Source organism: Rhizobium pisi, assembly GCF_003938655.1.
GTDB lineage: Bacteria > Pseudomonadota > Alphaproteobacteria > Rhizobiales > Rhizobiaceae > Rhizobium > Rhizobium pisi.
The window spans coordinates 68,442-91,686 of sequence record NZ_RJJT01000012.1; the positions used below are offsets into that span (position 1 = coordinate 68,442).

Below are 23,245 nucleotides of genomic sequence, written 5' to 3' on the forward strand. Positions count from 1 at the left end.
GGGAAGGCTCATGATTGTATCATTGGATACAAAAATCCGGAGCGATCCTTCGATGTCTTCCTCTATTGCCTCATTTGGACAGCATAGCTCAACTGCAGAGGAAGAAGCGTATCGACATATTCAGCAGGCCCTTCGGATCGGCCGCTACAAACCGGGTGAACGCTTGATTCCTGAGGACATCGCAGCCGAGATCGGCATGAGCCGCATGCCGGTGCGGGAGGCGTTCCGGCGCCTTGCGTCCGACGGGTTGGTGGTTCTGCGTCCCAACCGCGGCTGCATCGTCGCCGGGCTCACGGTTGATGAACTCTACGAGATTTTTGAAATGCGGTCCGTGCTGGAGGGGCTTGCCGTCAGATTGGCAATGCCGCGGATCGACGAGGACGGACTCGATGACTTAGAGCGCCTGCTTGACCGCATGGAGCGCGCTGGCCAGAGCGGAAGCAATGATTGGGTGGTCCGGCACCAGGAATTTCATGGCAGGATATGTGCGCTGAGCCAGAGGCCTAAGCTCATCCACCAGATCTCGGCGCTGCACGCGGTGATCGAACCCTATATGCGCATCTGGTTCGACTATATCGAGAAGCCGCTTTCCGCCCGGGAAGAGCATGCCGCACTGATTGCGGCTTTGCGGTCCGGCGACGCGGGCCACGCCGAACAGGTGATGCGGGATCATATTCTCGGCACGGCACCAATGCTGGCCGAGTTCGTAACTCCAAGCCGGTGATGAACGCCGACCGGAGAGAATGCCCTAGACCGGCATCAGATCGGGCGTGGGCGACGGGAACAGCTAGATAAGAGTTTAAAAAGGGGAACTGACATGAAAATTCATCGACTGGCCGCGGTCGCGGCTGTACTTGGTATGCTCGGATTTGGCCAGAGTGCCCTCGCACAGGACGCTCCAAAGGCCATAACCATCGCGACCGAGGGTGCCTATGCGCCCTGGAACTTTACCAATTCCGACGGCAAACTGGACGGGCTCGAAATCGAACTGGCCAATGATCTCTGCGCGCGCATGAAGATCACATGCACGATCATCGCGCAGAACTGGGACGGGCTTATTCCGTCGCTCAAGGTCGGCAAGTTCGATGTGATCATGGCGGGCATGTTCATCACGCCAAAGCGGCTCGAGACCATAGACTTCACCCAACCCTACGCAGTCGACCCGGGTGGGTTCGCGGTCGCCAAGGACAGCGAGCTCGGCAAGCTCGGCGTTTCCGCGGAAAAGTTCAATCTGGACGACGAGGCCGCATCCATGGCCGCGATCGAGAAGCTGAAGCCGCTGCTGAAGGGTAAGGTGGTCGGCGTACAGTCGGCTACTATGATGCGGGAGTTCGTAAAGAAATATTTCGGCGATACCGTGGAAATCCGTGAATACAAGACGACTGAGCAACATGACCTCGACCTCGCCGCGGGGCGGATCGACGCTATTTTTGCGCAGCAGACGGCGCTCACCGCGACACTCTCAAAACCTGAATTTGCCGATTACACCCTGGCTGGGCCCGGCTTTGTAGGCGGCATGTTCGGACTCGGAACAGGCGCTGGCCTGCGCAAGGAAGATACAAAGCTCAAGGAGATGCTGAATACCGCGATAGACGAGGCGATCGCCGACGGCACCATCAAGCGCATCTCGGAGAAATGGGTAAAGACGGATGTGACGCCGGTCAAGTAGGCGCGGGCGGACCTGCCCGACGAAGCGGCGCGAGCCGTTTGCGCCGGGCAGCGCGCTGAAAGGCTACGACTCACATGATCAACCTTGTGCATCTCTTGGGCTTGGAAGAGGGAGGCTGGGGAGTCGCTCTGCTTCTCGCATCCAGTGTTACGCTTGCGCTATCCGTTCTCGGCTTTCTCCTCGGCGCGGTGTTTGGTGCCGCGGCAGCTGCAGGCCGGCTCTCTTCCCGTGGCATCCCCGCTTGGCTCGCCCATGTCTACGGCACCGTATTCCGTGGTGTGCCAGACTTGCTGACGATATACCTGCTCTACTACGGCGGCAGTATTGCGCTGACGCAGATTGGCAAGTTTTTTGGCGCCGCCGGTTTCGTCGGGCTCCCGGCTTTTGCAACGGGTGTCCTGGCGATCGGCGTCATATCGGGCGCCTATCAGGGGGAGGTTTATCGCGGCGCCTACCAGGCCGTGGACCGCGGCCAGTTCGACGCCTGCAAGGCGCTCGGCCTGTCCCGATCTCAATCGCTGCGCCTCGTCATCGTACCGCAACTGATGCGCCACGCCCTGCCGGGGCTCGGCAATGTCTGGCAGCTGGTGCTCAAGGACTCCGCGCTGATCTCCGTTATCGGCCTCGTAGAACTGATGCGCCAAGCCCAGATCGGAGCAGGTTCGACGCGAGAACCTTTCATCTTCTATGTTGCCGCCGCCGCGCTCTACTTCGTTATCGCCGCCGTGACCGCTTCCGTCTTCCGCTATGGCGAGGCGAGGGCCTGGAGAGGCATGGTCCACGCATGATCGACTTCACCTTCTTTCTCGAGATCATTCCCGTCCTACTTGCCGGCCTGCCGTTGACCCTGCAGCTTACCGCAGCCTCGATGGGCATCGGTTTCCTACTGGCCCTGCTGCTTGCGCTTGCCCAACAGGGAAATCGCCGGATCGTGGTCTGGCCCATCCGTACCTTCGTCGCAGTCTTTCGCGGAACACCCCTGCTGGTGCAGATCTTCCTCATCTATTATGGTCTCGGTCAGTTCCGGCCGTGGCTTCAATTAATCGGAGCCTGGCCGCTGTTCCGCGAGCCTTACTGGTGCGCCATCATCGCGCTCAGTCTCAATGAAGCCGCCTATGGAAGCGAGATCCTGCGCGGCGCAATAAAAGCTGTGCCGCGCGGCTTGGTCGAGGCAGCTACAGCTTCGGGCATGTCGAAGCTTCTGACGCTGCGCCTGATTGTTCTGCCTCTGGCCCTGCGCCAGGCGATCCCGAATTACAGCAACGAGATCATTCTCATGGTCAAGGGCACGTCGCTGGCCTCGATCATCACCCTCATGGAGGTCACCGGCATCGCTCAAGACCTGATCTCGCAAACCTATCGGGCCGTCGAGGTCTTCGTCGCCGCCGGCGCCATCTATCTCACCCTCAACTTTGCAATCATCTCGGCGCTGAATGCGCTCGAAGCCTGGCTCACGCCCTATCGGGCGCGGGCCTGAGACATACCTTGCTGCCAATGACCAGGAGAATGAACCAAATGCGCAACTTCGAGAAGCCGACACGATCCGTTGCCGTGTCGCGCCACGCGATGGCGGCGACCTCGCACCCTTCAGCGACGCTTGCGGCGCTGCAGGTCATGGAAGGCGGCGGCAATGCCATGGATGCCGCCATTACCGCGTGCGCAGTGCAATGCGTCGTCGAACCGGGCTCGACGGGCATCGGCGGCGACTGTTTTGCACTTTATGCGCCCGGCGGGTCAGACAAGGTCATTGCCTACAATGGCTCGGGCCGCACTCCGGCCGCGCTGACGGCCGACTGGTTTGACGAGCGAGGGCTGACGGAGGTGCCACGCCAGTCGCCCGCTGCGGTCACTATCCCCGGGGCGATCGACGCGTGGACACGCCTGCATGCCGATCACGGCCAACTCCCTTTCGCTGACGTGCTGGCGCCGGCAATCCGCCTTGCCGAAGGTGGTTATGCGATCACGCCACGCGTCCATCGCGATTGGTCGTTGGAAGAAAAACTGCTTGCCGCCGACGCGACGGCAGCGCGGATCTTCCTTCCTGGCGGGCGGACGCCAAAGATCGGCGAGGTGCATCGGCAGCCGGAGCTGGCGGAAACCCTGAAGCGCGTCGCCGCCGAGGGGCGCGACGGCTTCTATGGTGGTCCCGTCGCCGAGGACATAGTCGCCCATCTGCGTTCCCTGGGCGGGCTTCACACGATGGAAGACTTCGCCAACGCCCGCGGTGAGTATGTAGCCCCTGTCACCACCGACTTTCGCGGCTATACGATTCACGAATGCCCGCCCAACGGCCAGGGCATCATCGCGCTCCTGATCCTCAACATCCTGAGCCGCTTCGACGCTCACGGCGACCCGCAATCGCCGGACCGGCTGCATATCGAGATCGAGGCAACACGCCTGGCCTATGCCGCCCGTGATGCCTGGATCGCCGATCCGGACAAGGCGGAAGTACCAGTCGATGAGTTGCTGTCGGATGCGTTGGCCGACAGGCTCGCGGCGATGATCGACTTGAGGAAAGCGCTGACCGACCTGCCGCCGTTCGAAATGCCGCTTCATCGCGACACCGTCTATATCTCGGTCGTCGACCGTGACCGCAATGCCGTGAGCTTCATCAATTCGATCTTCGACAGTTTCGGCACAGGCCTCGTGGCGCCACGTTCTGGCGTTATTCTGCATAATCGCGGCCAGAGCTTCTCGCTCAAACCCGGCCATCCGAACCGTGTTGGCCCGTCGAAGCGGCCGCTGCACACGATCATCCCGGGTATGGTGACCCGCAACGGCCGGGTGGAGATGCCCTTCGGCGTGATGGGCGGCTATTATCAGGCGCTTGGCCATGCGCATCTGATCTCCAAGGTTCTCGATTACGGGATGGATATGCAGGAGGCGATCGATATGCCGCGCGTAATGCCCACGTCCGAAGGAACGAGAGTGGAGGCCGAGCACACGCTTGACGGCGCGACAAAAGCCGAACTCGAACGGCGGGGCTTCACCTTCTCTCCCGCAGCGGACCCGATCGGCGGCGCACAGGCAATCCGCATCGACTGGGATAACGGCACACTCACCGGCGCATCGGAACCACGGAAAGACGGAATTGCGCTGGGAATCTGAGGATTTTGGCCTCCACAATTATGTTGCACCAGCTCAGCGGAAGGAACGATATGACGCGCGCAATCCTCGTGATCGACGTTCAAAAAGCCTATGCCGATCCGGCTTCGCCCTTGCATTGCGTCGGCAATGCCGACGTGATCGCCAACATCAACGCTATCGTGACCGCGGCGGAAACGGCGGGCGACGTCGTGGTTCACATCCGCCATGTCCATCGCGCGGATGGCTCGGATGCCGGCCGAATGTTCGATTTCAGCGGCGAGGTGGGCGAACTAGGATTTGTCGCGGGCACCGAAGAAGTCGATGATGACCCGAGACTCAGGCTTCCCGCCGGCGCCCTGATGATCAGCAAGCAGCGCTATTCCAGCTTCGTGGGCACAGGTCTCGACCGGATGCTGCGGGAAAGGTCGATACACCGGATCGTTGTGACCGGATTCATGACCAATTTCTGCTGTGAGGCAACCGCGAGGCATGGGCATGATCTCGACTACTTCGTTGATTTCCCCGTCGACGCGACCGGGTGCCCCGACCTGTCCGAAACGGTAACGCAGGACACGATCAGGGCAGGCACGTCCGCGACCCTGGCCGCTGGCTTCGCAAGAGTCGTGACGACAGCCGAATGGCTGGCAGTATCCTGAGCCCGATGAGTGGACACTAGCACCTCCGGCCCGGTCCCACACTTTGAACGGATAGTCGAAAGACAATGATCAAACGCAAACTAGGCCATTCCGGCCTCTCCATCGCTCCCTTGGTACTGGGCGGCAATGTCTTCGGCTGGAACGTCGACGAACAGACGGGGTTCCGCCTGCTCGACGCTTTCGTCGATCACGGCTTCAACGCCATCGATACGGCCGATGTCTATTCCAACTGGGCGCCCGGCAATCTGGGGGGCGAATCCGAATCGATGATCGGCCGCTGGCTCAAGGCACGCCCGGGCATGCGCGAGCGGGTGGTGATCTTCACGAAGGTGGGTTCCGATATGGGCGGCAACGGCCGGAAGGGCCTGTCGCGTCGGTGGGTCCTTGAGGCCGTCGAGCACTCCCTCCACAGGCTCGGAACTGATGTTATTGACCTCTATTTCGCACATCAGCCGGATCCCGAGACGCCCCAGGAAGAGACACTCTCGGCCTTCGACGGGCTGCTTCAGGCCGGCAAGATCCGATCGATCGGCGCGTCTAATTTCGACGCGGACCAGATGCAGGCGGCCTTTGCCCTCGCCGTAGACGGCTTGCCTCGCTACACAGTCCTCCAGCCCGAATACAATCTGTACGATCGTTCGGGCTTTGAAGGGCCGATGCAGGAACTCTGCGTGCAGCAAGGCATCGCCGCGGTCACCTATTTCAGCCTCGCCTCCGGCTTTCTCTCTGGAAAATATCGCAACAGGGCGGACCTATCGCGTTCGGTCCGTGGGGAGGATGTCGAGAAGTATCTTACGCCCCGCGGTTTCGCCCTTCTCGACGCTCTTCAAGCAGTGGCGGATAGGTACGACGCAAGCCTCAGCGAGATCGCGCTCGCATGGCTGATGGCCCAGCCGGCGGTGGCTGCACCCATCGCCTCAGCAACGAAGCCCGAGCACGTCGACAGTTTCGCCCGGGCCGCCGCGCTTCAGTTGACCGCCGAGGATCTTACGCAACTCGCCGTCTGATGTACCAATCGCAGCTGGCGAGAATTACGTCCAACCAGAAGGCCCGAGATCCAGCTGTCCTACCGGTTGTCTGACCCCGCAGGGAACGATGAACATTCCTTTTGAGGGCCTAAAAAATAGGCGCCACTAGGAAACAGGGGAGGATAGAGACCGGTAGGTCGACCATGCTACCAGAGCAATTTATTGATCAGCCTGTTTGGCGCAAGCTGCGATCAGAAAGCCATCGCGTGGAGCATAAGAATGAGCGATTTGGAACTCTGCTATTTGCCGGCCACCGAAGCTCTCGCGGCGTTTCGAAACGGAAGTTTGTCACCGGTCGAGCTTCTGAACGCACAATTGGCGCGCATTGCTGAGATCGGCTCCGACATTAATGCATTTTCATTCCTCTATGCGGACGACGCGATTGCCGCGGCAAGAGAGGCTGAGCGGCGATACCGCCGCGGCGAAAAGGTGCGGCCACTGGAGGGTATTCCGGTGGCCATCAAAGATGAGAGCCTGATTGCTGGCAAGATCACGACATTTGGTTCGTTGATCTTCAAAGAGGAGGTCGCTTCTGTAACATCGCCGGTGAACGAGCATCTTATCAATGCCGGGGCGGTCATCATGGGCCGCACCACAACGCCCGAGTTTTCATGCGCCGGCTTTACCCATTCGCGCCTATGGGGCGTTACACGCAATCCCTGGAACCGTGAATTCACCACCGGCGGCTCGTCCGGCGGTTCCGCGGCGGCACTGGCAGCGGGGTTCACGACCCTCGCTTCCGGTTCAGACATCGGTGGGTCTATTCGCATTCCTGCGTCGGCTTGCGGGTTGGTCGGCTACAAGCCGCCATATGGTCGGAATGCCGATCTCGCTCCCTTCGGCTTCGATTTTTACAACCATCCCGGTCCGCTTGCTCGCAGCGTTGCCGACTGCATTCTGATGCAAAACGTTATGAGTGGGCCCCACCCCCTCGACGTGGTCTCTCTCCGGCCGAAAATCGAAATAGCGAACCAATTTGCGGACCTGAAATCGAAGCGGATCGCCTACTCTATCGATCTCGGCTTCAAACAGGTGAGCGAGGATGTGCGGAAGAATACCCTAGACGCAATTGGCCGTCTCAGAGACATGGGCGCCGAAGTCGTCGAGGTCGATCTCGGCTGGACCCTGAGCGCGGAGGACGCGGCGCGAGATTATCTCGCGTCGATCTTTGGGACATGGGTCGCGCAATATCTCGACACGCATGGCGACGAGCTAAGCGGCTATACCCGCTCCTTCGCACAAAGCGCTCGTGCTAAGGGGATGAGAGAGTACCTCAGATCTCTCGAGCTCGCCGGCGAGATGTACGGGACTTTTGGCCCGATGATGGAGAACTTTGACGCCTTCATTTGCCCAACCCTGGCGCTCCCAGCCGTGAGTGCGGATTTCGAACCTTCGAACGGACTTCAGATCAACGGTCAGGATGTCGAGCCGATGCTCGGCTGGCTGATGACCCATCCCTTCAACACGCTCAGCCGTTGCCCGGTCGTCAGCGTACCCTCGGGGCGCGCTCCAAGCGGAGTGCCTACCGGAATTCAGATCGTTGGCAAGACCTATTGCGATCAGGACGTATTGAGCATTGCGCTTGCCTATGAAGCCGAAATTGGAGCATGGTACGGGAGCGACCAGCGACGTCCGATGTTGGGCTAGTCGCATTTCTGGTTGTGATTGCTACGCGGCTCTGCTGCGACCGGCCAAAGCAGTTCGTAGCGAAATGCCATTCCGGGATTCGTTTACTACACGGCCGAGCTGGTGCAGTATCGCAATGCTAAAGCTTCTTTCACGCATAGGCTTGACCGGCTTTTTCAAAGTGTAACTGGAGGTATGCGGGACGTGTATTTTGAGACATCTTGCGCGAGACCATCAGTGTCAGCACGGAGCAAGCGTTTTCCGCGCCCGAAGGAAGCGTGATCTTTTATTACTACCCGAAACTCGACGAAAGTGAGCTGGCTTGCGGCGAGAAAGCGCTCGGCGTCTCGGGCTTCGCTCTAAATTGGACCAATCGCATCGGCTTCATGGATGCTGGTAGTGATTTGCTGATGCTCGTTCTGAGACGCGACGCGATATGCGATGAAGACTACAAAAGCAAAGCGCACCTTGTCGAAGCTCCATTGGAACCTGCGGCATTTCTCGCAGATTGGCTGCTATCGCTGCTCAAAGCCGCGAGCCAACAAACATACCCTTACGCCAGGGAAAACGTCGATGACGTGCTCGCGGACGTGATCACGGATCGTTTCGAGTTTCTTTTCCAGAAAAGCGTCGTTTGCGAAACACCGCAAATAGCTGAGGCCGAAAAAATCTATAAGAAAATGCGCGACAGGATTTTCGATGGGCCGGACAGGCCGCATACGGTAAGATCGCTGTCGCGTGACCTCGGTGTATCGGCCTTCGATCTCAGGGCGTCCTGCCAGAGTTTCTCGCAGATCCCCCTCGAGAGGATGCTGACTTTGCTTCGGCTTAATGGGGCGCGTCGCGACCTGCTGCGCGCCCGTTGCGCGCCGCGGAAGGTTTCGGACATTGCCATGGACTGGGGCTTCTTTCACTGGAGCCGCTTTGCGTTCCGCTACAGGTCGCTTTTCGGCGAGACGCCGTCTGAAACGCTGAGGGGTTAAATTCACCGGGTTACTCAAGAAGCCGCGGCACTTGCTCCGCTCCTCGCCGCGCAAGTGCGCACGGGACATCTCCGCGTGGCGAGTACACCGGATTTCAATTGTCAGAGGGAGGCGCTCACGCCCCCCAACCCACTATCCCCTTGACCTCCATAAAGTCGCGAATTCCCCAATGGCTGTATTCGCGGCCGTTTCCGGATTGCTTGTAACCACCGAAGGGCGCATGGGTGTCCCACGGCGCATAGTTGACGTAAACTGCCCCCGCCCGCAGTTTCCGGGCGACCGCTCTCGCCCTCTCCAGATTGCCGCCCTGCACGTAGGCGGCCAGACCATAGATCGAGTCGTTTGCAATCCCTACTGCGTCCGCCTCCGTGTCATAGGGAATGATCGAGAGGACCGGACCAAAAATTTCCTCTCGGGCAATCGTCATCTCCGGCGTCACACCGCCAAAGATCGTGGGCTTTGCGTAATAGCCAATATCCAGCCCCTCCGGCTTACCCAGTCCGCCTGCAACCAGAATGGCGCCTTCTTCTACGCCGACACCAATCAACCCCTGAATCTTGTCGAATTGCTGCTGGCTGATCACCGGCCCCATATCAGTATTTTCAGATAAGGGATCTCCGACGCGCGTGGCGGCCGCGGCCCGTTTCGCGATCTCAAGCGCCTCGGCATGGCGCTTGGCCGGGACCAGAAGGCGAGTCGGCGCATCGCAGGATTGGCCCGAATTGCTGAAACACGCTTCGACGCCCTTGATGACCGCGTCCTCCAGGTCAGCGTCAGCCAGCACGATATTGGCTGACTTCCCGCCCAGTTCCTGAGCCACACGCTTGACCGTCTCCGCAGCCGTCTTGGCGACAATGATGCCTGCACGGGTCGATCCCGTGAAAGACACCATATCGACCCGAGGATGACCTGCGAGATACTGTCCGACGACAGGCCCCGTGCCATTGATCAGGTTGAAGACGCCTTTGGGTACTCCAGCTTCTTCAAGCACTTCCGCGAAGATCATCGCGCTGAGAGGCGCCAGTTCGGATGGCTTCAGCACGACTGTGCAGCCCGCTGCGAGAGCCGGCGCAACTTTGCAAACGATTTGGTTTAGCGGCCAATTCCACGGCGTGATAAGCGCGCAAACGCCGATAGGCTCCCAAGTGATCATCGAGCTTCCGTTGTGCTCGTCGAAGCTGAATGCTTCAAGAGCCTCGATTGTCGATTCCAAATGAATCTGTCCCGCCCAGGCTTGCGCCTCGCGCGAAAATTTCAAAGGTGCACCGAGTTCGGTGCTGACGGCCTGCGCGATATCTTCGTAGCGATCATTGTAGCATCGTAGAACATTGCGCAGGAGTTCCAACCTCTCGCTCTTGCTTGTCTGCGAGAAAGTCGGGAAGGCCTCGAAGGCCGCTTGCACGGCCAAGTCGGCGTCTTCGATGGTGCCGATCGCGATCTGCATGAACGGATGTTCGTTTGCAGGATTGATCACGTCCATTCGGTCAGCGCCGCTCGGCATCACCCATCGACCGTCGATATAGAATTTCAGTGCGTTGTCGGACTGCATGATTCCTCCAGTAACATTGTTGTTCGTTGCAGCCAGTGCCTCAACGGCGCCTGGCCTCCTCGTAGCCAGAAAGAACCCCGACGACGTTTACGCCGATGTCTTCGACGGCATAGCCGCCCTCCAGGACGAACAGGGTTTTCGTCCCAATGCCGGCCAGGTGGGCGCCAATAAGAGGAAAATGGCTGTGCGAAAGCCGGAAGCGACTGATCGGATCGCCCTCGAAGGTGTCAACGCCAAGGGAGATGACGACTACGTCAGGGCCACGCTGCCGAATGCTGCCAAGCGCGAATTCTAGTGCCCTCTCCCATTGCGCCCAGTCGGTGCCATCTGGGAGCGGTATGTTGAGGTTGCACCCTTCTCCGTGGCCAGAACCGCGTTCGTCCGCATAGCCAGCGAAGAACGGATAATCATTGCGGGGATCGGCGTGAAGGCTGATAACCTGAACGTCACCGCGCTCGTAGAAGATCTCTTGTGTGCCGTTTCCGTGGTGATAGTCGATGTCGAGGATTGTCACTCGCGAAGCGCCAGCGTCCAGCAGGCGTTGCGCGGCGATGGCGGCATTGTTGAGGAAACAGTAGCCGCCATTGAAATCGGTTCCGGCGTGATGGCCGGGGGGACGGCAAAGGGCAAAACAAGCCTGTTCTCCCTCGATGATCAAATCCGCTGCAGTGAGGGCACTGTCGTGCGAAGCCTTGACGGCTTCCCAGGTGCCTTCGACAAAGCCCGTACTGGCATCGATCGAATATAGTCCAAGCAACGCGTCGATTGAGTCGGGCGCAACATCCTTATACCTGCCTCTCGCGGGCCAAGCGTAGGGAAGAGCTGTACCCGTGCGTCCGGCTTCCCGCCAAAACCGCCACGCCGACGCCAGAAAATCGACATACGCAGTCGAGTGGATCCGTTTGGCGGTCTCGAGGGATTGCGGCCGGGGGGCGAGGACGGGTCCGAGGCCCACCTCCTCGATCCGGCTCAATATGAACGTTGCGCGCGAGGTATTCTCATAACCTTCAACAACAGCGCCGTTGTAAAATTCGAACTGGCCCTGGTGTTCCTGTTGCCGCGGCGAGAAAATCGTTTTCATCGAGCATTACCCACGATTCAAAGATCCGGACGGATCTGAGATTAAGAATTCAGTTGATCTTCGTTCGCTGATTGACGGCGTAGATGCAGATGACAAGCGCCACGGAGATCACGAAGAACACGGCTGCTATCGCATTCACCTCGGGTGTAATTGTGCGACGCACCTGGCCCAGCATGTATGTCGGCAGTGTATCCTGGCCGGCAGTCTTTACGAATTCGGTGATCACGACGTCATCCAGCGAAGTGACGAAGGCGAGGATAAAACCCGCGAGGACGCCCGGAAAAAACAGGGGCATCGTGACGAAGCGAAACGCGTTCCAAGGCGATGCGTACAGGTCTCCCGCAGCACGCTCAAGGCTGATATCCATCGTTTGAAGTCGGGCACGAATCGGAAGATAGGCGAACGGTACGCAGAATGCCGTATGCGCCACGATCAAATATGTCAGACCCGTATAGCCGGTCCAGCCTCGAAGTGTTGCGCTTACAACCAGGAGCGCCACGGCAGTCACAATCTCAGGCACCATCAATGGAACCGAGATGACACCGTAGGTGAACGTCCACCCCCGAAACCTTGGACCTCGGGTCATCGCCAAGGCAGCCAGCGTGGCCGCCGCTGTCGCCAGGACGGCGGATATGGCGGCAAGTTTCAGAGACAGGATAGAAGCCGCGATGACTTGTTGATTGTTTGCCGCGCTTTGAAACCAACGAAGCGAGAAGCCTTCCCATTTCGCCGCACTGGTCCCGGCGTTGAAAGCAAGAACGAGGGCCACGGCCAATGGTGCGTATAGAAAAATGAACGTGGTGACGGCCACGGCACTGAAGCCACGCTGATGGGTTACGGGGAAATTTTTAGCCATGTTCGTGTCCGTGGGTGTCGCCATGACGGATATAGACGAGCAGCGCCACCATCACGATGCCCATAAGGGTCAGCGAAAGAGCGGAGCCGAACGGCCAGTCCCGCCCCTGGCCGAACTGCAATTCGATATAGTTGCCGATCATGAGTTTTCTGCCGCCACCGAGCAGGATGGGGGTGACATAGGTACCGATTGCAGGGATGAAAACGAGAATGGATCCAGCAACGATGCCGGGCTGGGCAAGTGGTACGATGATTTCCCAAAGCACCTTGAATGGACGGGCGTAAAGGTCGGACGCTGCCTCGAGCAGGTTTCGATCCAGCCGTTCCAGACTTGCATAAACAGGCAGGATCATCAGAGGAAGATAGACGTAGAACAGGCCGAGGCAAATCGCGAAATTCGTGAACAGCATCTGGATCGGTTCAGAGATCAATCCTGCCTTGAGCAGAAGGGTATTGATGATTCCTTCGTTCCGGATGAGATCTTGTATAGCGAACGTGCGGATAAGGAGATTTGTCCAGAAGGGAACGGTGACAAGTAAAAGCCAGACTTCCCGGTTGAGCGGATTGCGGGTCGCAATGAAATAAGCTGTCGGAAATCCTACGAGCAGGCACAGAAAAGTGGTCGCTAGCGACAAGAGAAGCGAGCGCAGCAGAATCTCGAGGTTCGTCCCAGACAGCGTCAGCGTGTCGTCGAAAAGATCACGGTCGAAGAGCACGCGCGTCCAAGCTTCGAAAGATGGCGTGAAATTCACGCCGCCCGTCGGACCAGGGGTCAGGAATGAGTAAATCACGATTACCAGAAGCGGTGCGATCGCACCGATAATGACGACCAGCATCGCAGGACTAATCAAAAGCCATCGCCTTCGGCTCTCTGTTTTCAACCGTGCGGATTCGAGGCTAGCCATCTGTACGTCTCCTCAGCCGGGCAACACCTGTGCCGTGTTCGGTGTGAACTTCACCGAGACCAAATCCCCGATGGCAACGGACGGATTTTCGTCCGGCGTGTTGTATTTGCGGACCAACAGAAGACCCGAGCCATTACTCAGTTCGACAGTGTATTGCGTCTCGGGACCGCAGAAACTTACCGTCTTCACAGACCCGGTAAGTTGGCTGGCCGGTTCCTGGGACAATGGAAATATTCGCAAATGCTCCGGCCGGACGACGATGTTTACCAGGGCACCGTGGGCAACCGTGTCCTTCATTGGAATAGCTACGGCACCGATCCCCTGAAGATCGATCATCGTCCCGCGAGCGTCCGGATTGAGCCCTCTTCCCTGGAGGAAGTTCGTTTCACCGACAAAATTCGCCACGAAACGATTTGCCGGCCTGTTATAGACTTCGTGCGGGGTTCCGACCTGCATTATTTCACCTGAGGACAGCACCGCGACACGATCAGACATCGTCAAAGCCTCCTCCTGATCATGCGTTACGAAAATGAAGGTGATGCCCGTCGCGGCCTGGAGCGCTTTGAGCTCCATCTGCATTTCCTTGCGAAGCTTGTAATCCAAGGCCGAAAGTGACTCGTCGAGAAGCAAAACCTTTGGCTCGGATGCGAGCGCGCGGGCCAGTGCGACCCGCTGCTGTTGACCACCCGATATCTGTCCCGTGCGCCGACCGGACAGATTTTCCAGTCGCACCAGTTTCAACATTTCATCAACGCGGGCAGCGATTTCATGGCGGGGCCGTTTGAGCATTCGCAGGCCAAAGCCGATATTCTGCGCCACCGTCATGTGTGGGAAAAGCGCGTAATTCTGGAAGACGGTGTTGATGGGACGTTGGAACGGTGGCACCGACGCAATATCCTCGCCATCGAGAAGGATGGTGCCGGTTGTCGGATATTCGAAGCCGCCTATCAGGCGCAACAGAGTGGTTTTTCCGCAACCCGATGGCCCGAGCAATGTGAAAAACTCGTTCTTGAAGATGTCAAGCGTGGTGCTCTTGACTGCTGTGACGGTGCCATTTCCAGAACCGTAGGTCTTGGTTACCTTTTTCAGTCGAATAGCTACGCCCGGTGTAATCTCACCTGTCATATTGTCCTCAACATAAATTGCGCAGCGAGGGCCGACGCGGCAGCTAGAACAAGCGCTGGCGTCGAACCGTGTGAAGGAGATCGGTGGCGGGCCGCCATGCTCGCCGACCTATTTCTGGACGTCCTGCCAGATGCGGCTGTAGAGCTGCGAGATCTTCGGATCGCAAAGCGTCAGAAGCTCGCCCTTTGATTTCATGTCGTCGGGAATGAAGAGTTCCGGCGCACCCTTCATATCGTCCGAGTAGTATTTCTCGGCACCGATGATGGCCGCTCCATATTTGGCATAGACCGAATTCAATGCTGCGTTTTCGGGCGCCATGATGAAGTTTTGAAAAAGCTTGGCGTTCTCCAGATTTGGAGCATCCTTTAGGACCACCACATTGTCAGAGCCATAGGTGAAGCCTTCTCTGGGAAGGCCATAAGCGATGCTGTGGTTTACAGTACGCCGCTTCAACGCGGAACCACTCCAGTCGAGGGAGGCCGAGACATCTCCGGTGGCCATTCTCTGTATGCCGGCATAGTCGATTGACAGCCAGCTCTTCTTGGCCTCGACTAGGCGGTCACGGACCCGGGTGAGCAAAGCCTTGTCGCTTGTGCACCATGTGCCGCCTTCGAACTTGATCGCGGCGAACATGATATCATTCATCTCGGGAACGATATTGATCTTTCCCTTCAGTTCGTTCGGCGGATCCAGAATCACCTTCCAGGTATTTATGTCGCCTTTGAAGGCCGTGGTATTGACGCTTACGCCGCTCGTATACCAAAGCCATGGCACGGAATATTTTCGGCCTGGGTCGAAAGCGGGATCCCGCCACGTCTCTTCGAGGTTCTTGGCATTTTCCATCTGCCCTGGATTTGTTTCGGCAAGCAGCCCTTCCTGAATATAGGTGGGGACGAAGCTTTGCGACGGAACCACGACATCAAATCCGGAGGCCCCTTGGCGCACCTTTGCAAGTGCCGTGTCGTTGGAATCGAAATCCGTCAATGTCACATGGATGTTGTATGTTTTTGAGAATTTTTCAATCAGTTCGGGGCTGGTGTATTCGCCCCAGTTGTAGATGTTGAGATTGCCTTCAGCCAGGGCGACGGTGGCGCTCAGGCCAAGAATGAATGCGGCGGATGTGACGGTGAATCTCATTTTCCCCTCGCTTGTTTTCTGGCTGGATAATCCAGTGTTCCGACATTTCGAAACCTGCAGACTCCCCAAGAATGCTCAGTTCCGGCTTCAAAATTGTGCTGGCTGCTTACCTCTCGTCTAGCCATCCCCTCTGCTTAAAAGGGAGGCAGCCAACGGGTCATGCCGGCCGCCAAAGTTTCTCGCGGATCAGGTCCTGCGCCGTTGCTTCAATCCCCTTGCGAAGAGCATCGGTCATCATGTCGATTTGCGAGCGGTTGATGGTAAGCGGCGGAGACATGACGCACATGTTGATGAGGGGTCTGACAAGCAGCCCATTCTCCTGGCAATGAAAGTCGATCCGCTTGCCGACGGTCAGATCGAGATCGAAAGGATTCTCGGCTTTGGCGTCGGCAACACATTCAATCCCCGCCATAAGGCCGGCACCCCGAACCTCCCCGACGAGCGGGAGTTCCTCCAGCGTTCGCAACTGCTCCTGAAAATAGGGACCGATTTCACGCGCGTGCTCGAGGAGGCCGTCTTCCAGCAACTCGATATTGCGGATTGCCACCGCGCAGCCGATGGGGTGGCTGGAATAGGTCAGACCATGCACAAAATTGGCGTTGGGATGGTTTGAGCGGCGAAGTTCTGCGAACAAACGCTCTGACACCATGACGCCACCGAGGGGAAAATATCCCGAGGTGACACCCTTCGCGAAGGTTATCATGTCTGGCTGGATTCCGAACACATCCTCCGATGCGAAAATGTGGCCGAGCCGTCCGAAGGCGGTGACGACCTCGTCGGCGATAAAGAGGATGTCATTTTCTGCGCAGAGCGCGCGCATGCGCTTGAGATAGTTCGGCGGCGACATCAAGACTCCGCCGCTTGCCTGAATCGGTTCGGCAACAAAAGCGGCGATTCGCCCAGCGCCCTCATGCGCAATGAGCTTGCGAAACTCATCGACGAGGAAATCTTCAAAGGCCTCCACTGACAGGTTGGCCGGTCGGTGGAAGGGATTGGGGCAAGTCAACTTTCTTACGAGCTCGCTCGCGCCATCCATCCAGTCGTGATCCCGTGGGCGGCCGTTCAGCGATGCGGTCAAGTAGGTCGAACCATGGTAGCTTCCTTGACGGGAGACCAGCAATTTCTTCTGCGGCTGTCCGCGTACGTTGTTGTAGAACTGCACGAGCCGTATGGCCGTCTCGACCGCGGAAGAACCGCCTGTTGTAAGAAACACATGATTGAGATCGCCCGGCGCCCGCTCCGCAAGGATTTGCGCAAGCTTCTCCGCGGGCGCATTGCTTGTATACCATGGTGTCGAGTAGGTCAGGGACATCGCCTGGTCGTGCAATGTATCGGCCAGGGCCTGGTTGCGATGCCCGACATTGACGCACCACATACCTGCCGGTCCGTCGATCAATTTTCTGCCGCTCTGGTCAAAGACAAAGATATCTTCGGAAGACGTGATGAGCTCGCGAGCTTCAGCACCGATACTTCCAGCTACCGGGGCGGCCTGAATAAGATGAAACCGGTCGTTACGGAGAGCATCGGTCTCCAGTTGCGAGAGAGCTGGTTCAACCATAAAAATTCTCCACGTCTTTAATGCTAAACTGTAGGACAATCGAACATGAAACACAGTGTCGCTCTAGCCACCGCGCGGGGTGAGGCTGCCTAAATAATGGACATTACCCTCTTGGCCGACGCGGAAGCGTTCCGCCGAGAGGCCCAACCTTTTGCGACTGGTGCGGTCAGCTTTGAAGCTGCCAAAGCGGGCATTCCCAATAGGTCTCGAGGAGGCTTTCCCGCCACCGCGAAGCTGGTGCTGATCGAGCGGTTCGTTGAACTATTCCCATTCCTGGATTTCCTTTTTTGCCTAGGCAACTTTCTTGGCGTCGGACGTTGAGCAGGCCACTTGCGCATTGACCATGGCATGAACCGCCTGGGGAAGCGTCAGCACACCTATGGCCTGACCGTCGGCATCGACGACGGCGATCTCGCTTGCCCCGGCCAGCGTCATCGCTCTTGCCGCCTCCTCCAGCGTCGCGCCGGCCGGCACCGAAATATTCAGCTCACCGGCCGAAGCATTCAGCGGGGTGGCGACTGTCTTGACTTTGATGACGCGCGCGCGGTTCACTTCCCGGACGAAACTGGCGATGTAATCGTCGGCCGGGTTCATCACGATGTCCTGCCCGGTGCCCTGCTGCACGACTTCCCCATCCCGCAATATCGCGATGCGGTCCCCGAGCCTCAGCGCCTCGTCTAGGTCATGGGTAATGAACACGATCGTCTTCTTGATCTCCTTCTGCAGGTCGAGGAGCACGGTCTGCATGTCGACGCGAATGAGCGGGTCCAGCGCGGAAAACGCCTCGTCCATAAGCAGGATCGGCGCATCGTTCGCCAGCGCACGGGCAAGACCGACACGCTGTTGCATGCCGCCCGACAACTGATTGGGATATTTGCTCTCGAATCCCTTAAGACCGACACGTTCGATCCATCGCATGGCGCAGTCGACCTGCTTATCGCGGGGAGAACCTTGTATCTCCAGGCCGTAAAGCGCGTTTTCGAGAACGTTACGATGCGGAAGAAGCGCAAACTTCTGGAAAACCATGGCGGTCTTGTGCCGACGGAATTCGCGCAACTGCGCGGCATCCATCTTGACCACATCCTCGTCGCCAATGACAAGCTCGCCTGACGTTGGGTCAATGAGACGGTTGATGTGGCGGATAAGCGTGGACTTGCCCGATCCGGAAAGCCCCATAATCACTTGGATGCCGCCAGCGGGCATCGAGATGTTGATATCTCTTAACCCAAGAACGTGTCCATGCTTCTCGTTCAGTTCCGCCTTCGTGACGCCTTGCTCGACAAGCTTTACACAATCCGCGCCGTTGGGGCCGAAGATTTTGTAGAGCTTTTTGATTTCGATGCCGAAGCCGTCAATTTTCTTGTTACCCATGAACCACCTCCCGGTGCTTTTGAAGGCGTGCGCCGAAGGCCTGGCTGACACGGTCGAAGATGATCGCGATGCCGACGATGGCGAGACCATTGAAGATGCCCAGCGTGAAATACTGGTTGGAGATCGCCTTCAGTACCGGCTGGCCGAGGCCCTGCACGCCGATCATCGAGGCGATGACCACCATGGCGAGCGCCATCATGATGGTCTGGTTGATGCCAGCCATGATGGTGGGCAGCGCGAGCGGCATCTGCACGCTCTTCAGCTTCTGCCAGTTCGACGACCCGAAGGCGTCTGCCGCTTCCAGCACGTCCTTGTCGACGAGACGGATGCCGAGATTGGTGAGACGGATCATCGGCGGGATGGCGTAGATGACGACGGCGATGAGGCCGGGCACCTTGCCGATGCCGAGCAGCATGACGACCGGGATCAGATAGACGAAGCTCGGCATGGTTTGCATGACGTCGAGGACCGGATTAATGACGTTCTGCACCCGGTCAGAACGTGACATGGCGATACCGATGGGGATACCGACGACGATCGACAGGACTGTGCAGACGAAGATCATCGAGACCGTCTTCATCGTGTCGTCCCACATGTCGAAGTAGCCGATGAGCAGCAGCGTCACGACCGTTCCCGAGACAATCTTCCAGTTGCGGCTGGCGAACCACGCGACGAGCGCGATGAGAATAAGCACGATCGGCCAGGGCGTCTTCGTCATGAAACGCTCCGACCAGATCAGAAAGTGCTGTATCGGCTCGAAAATCAATTCAAGACCATCGCCATAGGCGCGAGTAAAACTGCGGAATCCTTCGTCGATCACCTTCTTGAGATCGCGTAAAGCCGCATCATCCATGTGCGGAAAGCTGAACAGCCAATCCAAAATCCATCCTCCTCGATAACGGCAAGCGCATTCTTGGACGCGCTGTTCGTTGCCGGCGCGATACGCGCCAGCAACGTCTTGAATGAGATCAAAGCGCCGCCTTGATCTTCTCGGCTGCTTCAGGCGATACCCATTCCTCCCACATGGCCTTGTTCTCTTCCAGGAAGTGCTTTGCACCGTCGTCGCCGCTTGCCTGATTGTCGGTCATCCAGGCCATCAGCTTGTTGACCGTGTCGTTCGACCAGGCGCGTTTGTTGAGGTAGCCCATGACGTCCTCACCGGCGCGCTCGGAGAATGGCTTGGTCACGAGCGTCTGGACGGTGTCCTTCGGCCATTCATTCTTTTTCGAGTCCGGGCAATCCGCGACGGTGTTGCAGCGCTTCCACTCGGCTGCGTCATAGGGCACGCCATGCTCGAGCTTCACCATCTCGTATTTGCCGAGAAGCGCGGTTGGAGCCCAGTAGTAGCCGACCCAGCCTTCCTTGCGCTCGTAGGCCTTGGCAATAGAGCCGTCTAGGCCAGCAGCCGAGCCTGTGTCGACCAGCGTGAAGTTCGCAGCTTCGCCGCCATAGGCCTTATAGAGCTGCGAGGTCACGACCGTGCCACCCCACCCCTGCGGACCATTGTGGATCGCACCTTTCGATATGTCTTCGGGATCCGGGAACAGCTCCGGATGCTTGAGGACATCATCGATCGTCTTGATGTCCGGGTGAGCGTCAGCAAGGTATTTCGGCATCCACCAGCCCTGCACCGCACCGTCGGTCAGCACGGTCGATGCAACGACGAGCTTCCCGTTTGCAACGCCGGCGTTGACGACATCAGGCAGAAGATCGACCCATCCTTCGGGCGCGATGTCGGGCTGCCCCTTCTCGGTCATTGACGTGATCGTCGGGACCGTATCGCCCTGTATGATTTCGGCGTTGCAACCGTAACCCTCGGTCAGAATAAACTTGTCCAGACTGGCGAGCACTTCCGCGCTCTGCCAGTTCATGCTGGCGATGGTGACGTCGCCGCAATCAGCAGCCTGCGCCGAATTGCCAAAGGTCAGCATTGCTGCCGCAAGGCATGTCGAGGCGAAGAGTTCTTTCATGGCACTTCCTCCCTATGTGCGATGTTGAAATTCCAAGCCCGTCAACGCCATCGCATATCTCGGCGGGCCGCGAGCGGCTCCGGTACCCTCCTCAGAATCCGAAGCCCCCGTTTCCTGCTAGCTTGGCAGGTACTCCGCGCTCCATGTCTCGCTGACCGTGCCGGAAGCGATCAGTCGGTCGATCTCAGCATCGGTGTAGTTCAGAGATCGGAGAACGGCGCGTGTGGACGCTCCGTACTTCTCTGCCGGCGCGACAGCAGTGACCTTGCCGACTGCCGGACGGATGGCGAAGGGATCGAGCTGTGTGACGGTATGTCCGCTCGAATGGTCCGGGAAGATCGAGAAAGAATAGCTGCCGCGGTCGACCCCCGGCGTGCCGTCGAAAATGCGGGCGCTCCGCCTCCGGATCGCCTCGATGTTCTCGCAAAGAGATACGCCGATATCGGCTTCCTGTAGCCGCTGCTGCCAGATCTCTGCGGGTGCGGTCATAAAGACTGTCGCGAGATAGGCCTCACGATCGGCTGTCGCCATCTCGACAATCCCCCTCAGACCGGCAACCTTGCCGAAACGCGGAAGATCGGCTTCCGAGGCACACAAAAGAAGGTGATCTCCCGATGCCGTTTCGTAGAGGCGCGACAGGGCATGATAACCCTTCGTTTCGCGGCCGGACGGCTCATCGAAGGGGCCGCGCCCCGCATAGTCGTAGCAGAACGGTATCTGCGCGAGGCCCGTCAGCGCTGACAGCGAGGTGCGCGGTCGACCGATGACCCCGGTTTTGGACTTCTGGTACAGGGCGGCCGCGACGCCAAGGGCCGCACCAAAGCCGCACATGACATCGATGGTGCCGACATGGGCATGCTCCTCCGGCGTTTCCATCGAGCCGCCGAAGCGCAGCATGATGCCAGTCGCCGACTGCACAAGGTCGTCATAGCCGAGATAGTCGGTGCGCGGGCCGGTGCGCACGCCGCCAAAGCAATCGAGTTGGCAGAAGATCGCCTGCGGATTCAATTCCTTCAGGCTCTCCGCATCGAGCCCCATCGCATTGACTTGGCGGTCGGTGGCGTTCCAGACCACGACGTCGACGGAACGCACCAGTTCCTCGAAGACGACACGGCCATCGGGCGAACCGATATTCAGCAGCACGGACTGCTTGCCGCGCATGTGCGACATGCCGAAAATCACGGTGTTCCAGCAGTCATAGAGCGGCTTGGCCGGATCGATCTTGATCACGTCCGCGCCGAAGCGGGCGAGATAGGCAACCGAGTGCGGGCCGGCGATCACATTGCAGAGATCGAGGACCCTGACGCCATCCAGCCAGCCGCCGGGGGCTTCAACGCCGGGGGCCGGCAAGGAAGGATACTCGATGCTCGCAAGCATCGCCAGCGCTTCCTTGACCGTTCCCCAACGCCGCGGGCGCGGCGTCAGCATGGCTTCGGCGCTTTCTTGCAGCCAGGCCATCGGCCCCGGCTGGGTCATACGGCCCAGGACCGGATCATCCACCTCGATCATCAGGCCGGCGGCCCTGGCGTGATCGTCGGCGATCCATTCCTTCAGCCAGCGTTGCGGCGCACCTGGAAACAGCCCTTCCCCGAAGACGCGTTCCCATTCGGCCGCCGTCTTACTGAGGAAGACTTCCTTCATGCGGGCCGCGATCTTGTCGGCCCAAAATTTCGGGAGTGGATAGACGCCAAGGGAAACGTCCGACGACCATTCCCAGACCGGCAGATAGGTGTCTTCCTCCTCGCGCAGTCCCTCGGCCACCAGCTCATCGTAGAGGCCGAGCGTTTGCAGGCAACGCTTTGCATGGTTCTTGTGGCTGGGGCAGACGACGTAGAACATCCGGCCGTCGGCGCACATATAGCTGCGATAGAAGGGATCGAGGAATTCCTGTAAGTCATCATAGGACATATCCATCGGCAGGCCTTCCTTGCGCCGCCGTTCGATCTCCCGCTCGCGCTGGGTCTGGTAGCGCAGTGGATAGTCCTCGATGAGGATCGAGTTGTAGGAGAGGCCCTCCATGACGGCGCTTGCCAGCGGCACCTCGATGTGATCGCCATGCCCGGTGTGCTCGCGCGCTTGAAGCGCCAGCACCGTTGCGGACGCCGCAAGCATTGTGCCGTAGGCGGAAGAAAGCGGCAGCGGAGAAAAAGAGGGGTTGATGCCCATGAGGACGCGATTGAGGCCCATATCCGTGAAGACGCCGGAGGACGCCGCAATTACCGCCTCGAAGGCCCGCCAATCCCGGCGAAGCTGGTCGTCGGAGGCGAAGCCGGGGATCGACAGGGTGATCAGTTCAGGCCGCGCTTTACGCAACGCCGAAAAATCGATCCCAAGCCGGGCGAGCACGCCGGGGCGGAAATTCTCGACGACAATATCGGCCTCCGCCACCAGCGCTTTTGCCTCATCCAACCCCTCCTCCGTTTTGAGATCGAGGGTGACGATCAGCTTGTTGCGGTTAAGGATGGCATTGGCGGGATTGTCCCAGAGCGGTCCGCCGGGCGGATCGACATGCACGACGGTCGCGCCAAGATCACCAAGAATCATGGCCACGGCCGGGCCGGCGATATATTGCCCGAAATCAACCACCCGAACGCCGGAAAGCGGAAGCGCGGAACGCGCGATCGATGTCATTGCTCTCATCTCCC

At 58.8% G+C, this 23,245-nt stretch carries 21 protein-coding genes; 10 read left to right on the top strand and 11 right to left on the bottom strand.

The features are described from left to right. Positions 1 to 10 precede the first annotated feature (10 nt). The 9 genes from EFD55_RS18135 (at position 11) to EFD55_RS18175 (ending at position 9,049) form a co-directional block, all read left to right on the top strand. The gene (locus tag EFD55_RS18135; RefSeq protein ID WP_245438488.1) at positions 11 to 724 is read left to right on the top strand and encodes a GntR family transcriptional regulator; all 714 of its coding nucleotides are present in this window, start codon (positions 11 to 13) and stop codon (positions 722 to 724) included. A gap of 93 nt (positions 725 to 817) precedes the next feature. Further along, a complete protein-coding gene (locus EFD55_RS18140; protein ID WP_125846437.1) occupies positions 818 to 1,669 on the top strand; it encodes a transporter substrate-binding domain-containing protein in 852 nt (283 codons plus the stop codon). Between the two features lie 74 nt (positions 1,670 to 1,743). Then, positions 1,744 to 2,457, top strand: coding sequence for an ABC transporter permease (locus EFD55_RS18145; RefSeq protein ID WP_125846438.1), 714 nt, complete (start codon positions 1,744 to 1,746; stop codon positions 2,455 to 2,457). Continuing rightward, positions 2,454 to 3,146: an ABC transporter permease gene (locus tag EFD55_RS18150; RefSeq protein ID WP_125846439.1), complete on the top strand. Its 693-nt coding sequence runs from the start codon at positions 2,454 to 2,456 to the stop codon at positions 3,144 to 3,146. The genes EFD55_RS18145 and EFD55_RS18150 overlap by 4 nt, the downstream gene beginning before the upstream one ends. Positions 3,147 to 3,184: 38 nt before the next feature. Next, positions 3,185 to 4,777, top strand: a complete 1,593-nt coding sequence (ggt, locus tag EFD55_RS18155) for a gamma-glutamyltransferase (protein WP_125846440.1) — start codon at positions 3,185 to 3,187, stop codon at positions 4,775 to 4,777. A 50-nt stretch (positions 4,778 to 4,827) separates the two neighbouring features. Beyond that, positions 4,828 to 5,412 carry a cysteine hydrolase family protein gene (locus EFD55_RS18160; RefSeq protein ID WP_125846441.1) on the top strand — a complete coding sequence of 195 codons (585 nt, stop codon included), beginning with the start codon at positions 4,828 to 4,830 and terminating at the stop codon, positions 5,410 to 5,412. A gap of 65 nt (positions 5,413 to 5,477) precedes the next feature. Continuing rightward, positions 5,478 to 6,419, top strand: coding sequence for an aldo/keto reductase (locus EFD55_RS18165; RefSeq protein WP_125846442.1), 942 nt, complete (start codon positions 5,478 to 5,480; stop codon positions 6,417 to 6,419). Between the two features lie 240 nt (positions 6,420 to 6,659). Then, entirely contained in the window at positions 6,660 to 8,087 is a 1,428-nt protein-coding gene (locus tag EFD55_RS18170) for an amidase (RefSeq protein ID WP_125846443.1), read from the top strand. 200 nt (positions 8,088 to 8,287) lie between these two features. Continuing rightward, complete coding sequence (locus EFD55_RS18175) at positions 8,288 to 9,049, top strand: helix-turn-helix domain-containing protein (protein ID WP_210276253.1); 762 nt, start codon at positions 8,288 to 8,290, stop codon at positions 9,047 to 9,049. Positions 9,050 to 9,164: 115 nt separating this feature from the next. Here EFD55_RS18175 and EFD55_RS18180 read toward each other — a convergent pair whose 3' ends face one another. From EFD55_RS18180 to EFD55_RS18210, 7 genes are all read right to left on the bottom strand, one after another. Next, positions 9,165 to 10,598 carry an aldehyde dehydrogenase family protein gene (locus EFD55_RS18180; RefSeq protein ID WP_125846445.1) on the bottom strand — a complete coding sequence of 478 codons (1,434 nt, stop codon included), beginning with the start codon at positions 10,596 to 10,598 and terminating at the stop codon, positions 9,165 to 9,167. Positions 10,599 to 10,638: 40 nt separating this feature from the next. After that, positions 10,639 to 11,679, bottom strand: a complete 1,041-nt coding sequence (locus tag EFD55_RS18185; protein ID WP_125846446.1) for a histone deacetylase family protein — start codon at positions 11,677 to 11,679, stop codon at positions 10,639 to 10,641. Positions 11,680 to 11,728: 49 nt separating this feature from the next. After that, positions 11,729 to 12,535 (bottom strand): ABC transporter permease, encoded by an 807-nt coding sequence (locus tag EFD55_RS18190; protein WP_165504868.1) that lies wholly within the window; start codon positions 12,533 to 12,535, stop codon positions 11,729 to 11,731. Then, positions 12,528 to 13,439, bottom strand: a complete 912-nt coding sequence (locus EFD55_RS18195; protein ID WP_125846448.1) for an ABC transporter permease — start codon at positions 13,437 to 13,439, stop codon at positions 12,528 to 12,530. Before EFD55_RS18195 ends, EFD55_RS18190 begins: the two co-directional genes overlap by 8 nt. Positions 13,440 to 13,451: 12 nt before the next feature. Next, complete coding sequence (locus EFD55_RS18200) at positions 13,452 to 14,564, bottom strand: ABC transporter ATP-binding protein (RefSeq protein ID WP_125846449.1); 1,113 nt, start codon at positions 14,562 to 14,564, stop codon at positions 13,452 to 13,454. Positions 14,565 to 14,672: 108 nt separating this feature from the next. After that, on the bottom strand, positions 14,673 to 15,701 hold the full coding sequence (locus EFD55_RS18205) for an ABC transporter substrate-binding protein (RefSeq protein ID WP_125846576.1): 1,029 nt from the start codon (positions 15,699 to 15,701) through the stop codon (positions 14,673 to 14,675). Between the two features lie 157 nt (positions 15,702 to 15,858). Continuing rightward, positions 15,859 to 17,259 (bottom strand): aminotransferase, encoded by a 1,401-nt coding sequence (locus tag EFD55_RS18210; RefSeq protein WP_125846450.1) that lies wholly within the window; start codon positions 17,257 to 17,259, stop codon positions 15,859 to 15,861. Positions 17,260 to 17,355: 96 nt separating this feature from the next. On the opposite strand from EFD55_RS18210, the gene EFD55_RS18215 reads away from it, so the two are divergent. Then, positions 17,356 to 17,580, top strand: a complete 225-nt coding sequence (locus EFD55_RS18215) for a hypothetical protein (protein WP_125846451.1) — start codon at positions 17,356 to 17,358, stop codon at positions 17,578 to 17,580. Here the strand turns inward: EFD55_RS18215 and EFD55_RS18220 are convergent. From EFD55_RS18220 to EFD55_RS18235, 4 genes are all read right to left on the bottom strand, one after another. Then, positions 17,551 to 18,630: a quaternary amine ABC transporter ATP-binding protein gene (locus EFD55_RS18220; protein WP_125846452.1), complete on the bottom strand. Its 1,080-nt coding sequence runs from the start codon at positions 18,628 to 18,630 to the stop codon at positions 17,551 to 17,553. The genes EFD55_RS18215 and EFD55_RS18220 overlap by 30 nt on opposite strands. Continuing rightward, entirely contained in the window at positions 18,623 to 19,510 is an 888-nt protein-coding gene (locus tag EFD55_RS18225; RefSeq protein ID WP_125846453.1) for an ABC transporter permease, read from the bottom strand. Before EFD55_RS18225 ends, EFD55_RS18220 begins: the two co-directional genes overlap by 8 nt. Before the next feature lie 88 nt (positions 19,511 to 19,598). Next, entirely contained in the window at positions 19,599 to 20,600 is a 1,002-nt protein-coding gene (locus EFD55_RS18230; protein ID WP_125846454.1) for an ABC transporter substrate-binding protein, read from the bottom strand. A gap of 117 nt (positions 20,601 to 20,717) precedes the next feature. Further along, entirely contained in the window at positions 20,718 to 23,231 is a 2,514-nt protein-coding gene (locus EFD55_RS18235) for a CoA transferase (protein ID WP_125846455.1), read from the bottom strand. Positions 23,232 to 23,245 lie beyond the last annotated feature (14 nt).

Bases quoted from the DNA above. Each gene is read 5' to 3' on its own strand.
- EFD55_RS18140 (WP_125846437.1), top strand. From the start codon at position 818: ATGAAAATTCATCGACTGGCCGCGGTCGCGGCTGTACTTGGTATGCTC.
- EFD55_RS18235 (WP_125846455.1), bottom strand. From the start codon at position 23,231: ATGACATCGATCGCGCGTTCCGCGCTTCCGCTTTCCGGCGTTCGGGTG.
- EFD55_RS18230 (WP_125846454.1), bottom strand. From the start codon at position 20,600: ATGAAAGAACTCTTCGCCTCGACATGCCTTGCGGCAGCAATGCTGACC.
- EFD55_RS18215 (WP_125846451.1), top strand. From the start codon at position 17,356: ATGGACATTACCCTCTTGGCCGACGCGGAAGCGTTCCGCCGAGAGGCC.
- EFD55_RS18135 (WP_245438488.1), top strand. From the start codon at position 11: ATGATTGTATCATTGGATACAAAAATCCGGAGCGATCCTTCGATGTCT.
- EFD55_RS18220 (WP_125846452.1), bottom strand. From the start codon at position 18,630: ATGGGTAACAAGAAAATTGACGGCTTCGGCATCGAAATCAAAAAGCTC.
- EFD55_RS18170 (WP_125846443.1), top strand. From the start codon at position 6,660: ATGAGCGATTTGGAACTCTGCTATTTGCCGGCCACCGAAGCTCTCGCG.
- EFD55_RS18210 (WP_125846450.1), bottom strand. From the start codon at position 17,259: ATGGTTGAACCAGCTCTCTCGCAACTGGAGACCGATGCTCTCCGTAAC.
- EFD55_RS18145 (WP_125846438.1), top strand. From the start codon at position 1,744: ATGATCAACCTTGTGCATCTCTTGGGCTTGGAAGAGGGAGGCTGGGGA.
- EFD55_RS18185 (WP_125846446.1), bottom strand. From the start codon at position 11,679: ATGAAAACGATTTTCTCGCCGCGGCAACAGGAACACCAGGGCCAGTTC.
- EFD55_RS18200 (WP_125846449.1), bottom strand. From the start codon at position 14,564: ATGACAGGTGAGATTACACCGGGCGTAGCTATTCGACTGAAAAAGGTA.
- EFD55_RS18180 (WP_125846445.1), bottom strand. From the start codon at position 10,598: ATGCAGTCCGACAACGCACTGAAATTCTATATCGACGGTCGATGGGTG.
- EFD55_RS18195 (WP_125846448.1), bottom strand. From the start codon at position 13,439: ATGGCTAGCCTCGAATCCGCACGGTTGAAAACAGAGAGCCGAAGGCGA.
- EFD55_RS18150 (WP_125846439.1), top strand. From the start codon at position 2,454: ATGATCGACTTCACCTTCTTTCTCGAGATCATTCCCGTCCTACTTGCC.
- EFD55_RS18165 (WP_125846442.1), top strand. From the start codon at position 5,478: ATGATCAAACGCAAACTAGGCCATTCCGGCCTCTCCATCGCTCCCTTG.
- ggt (WP_125846440.1), top strand. From the start codon at position 3,185: ATGCGCAACTTCGAGAAGCCGACACGATCCGTTGCCGTGTCGCGCCAC.
- EFD55_RS18205 (WP_125846576.1), bottom strand. From the start codon at position 15,701: ATGAGATTCACCGTCACATCCGCCGCATTCATTCTTGGCCTGAGCGCC.
- EFD55_RS18190 (WP_165504868.1), bottom strand. From the start codon at position 12,535: ATGGCTAAAAATTTCCCCGTAACCCATCAGCGTGGCTTCAGTGCCGTG.
- EFD55_RS18160 (WP_125846441.1), top strand. From the start codon at position 4,828: ATGACGCGCGCAATCCTCGTGATCGACGTTCAAAAAGCCTATGCCGAT.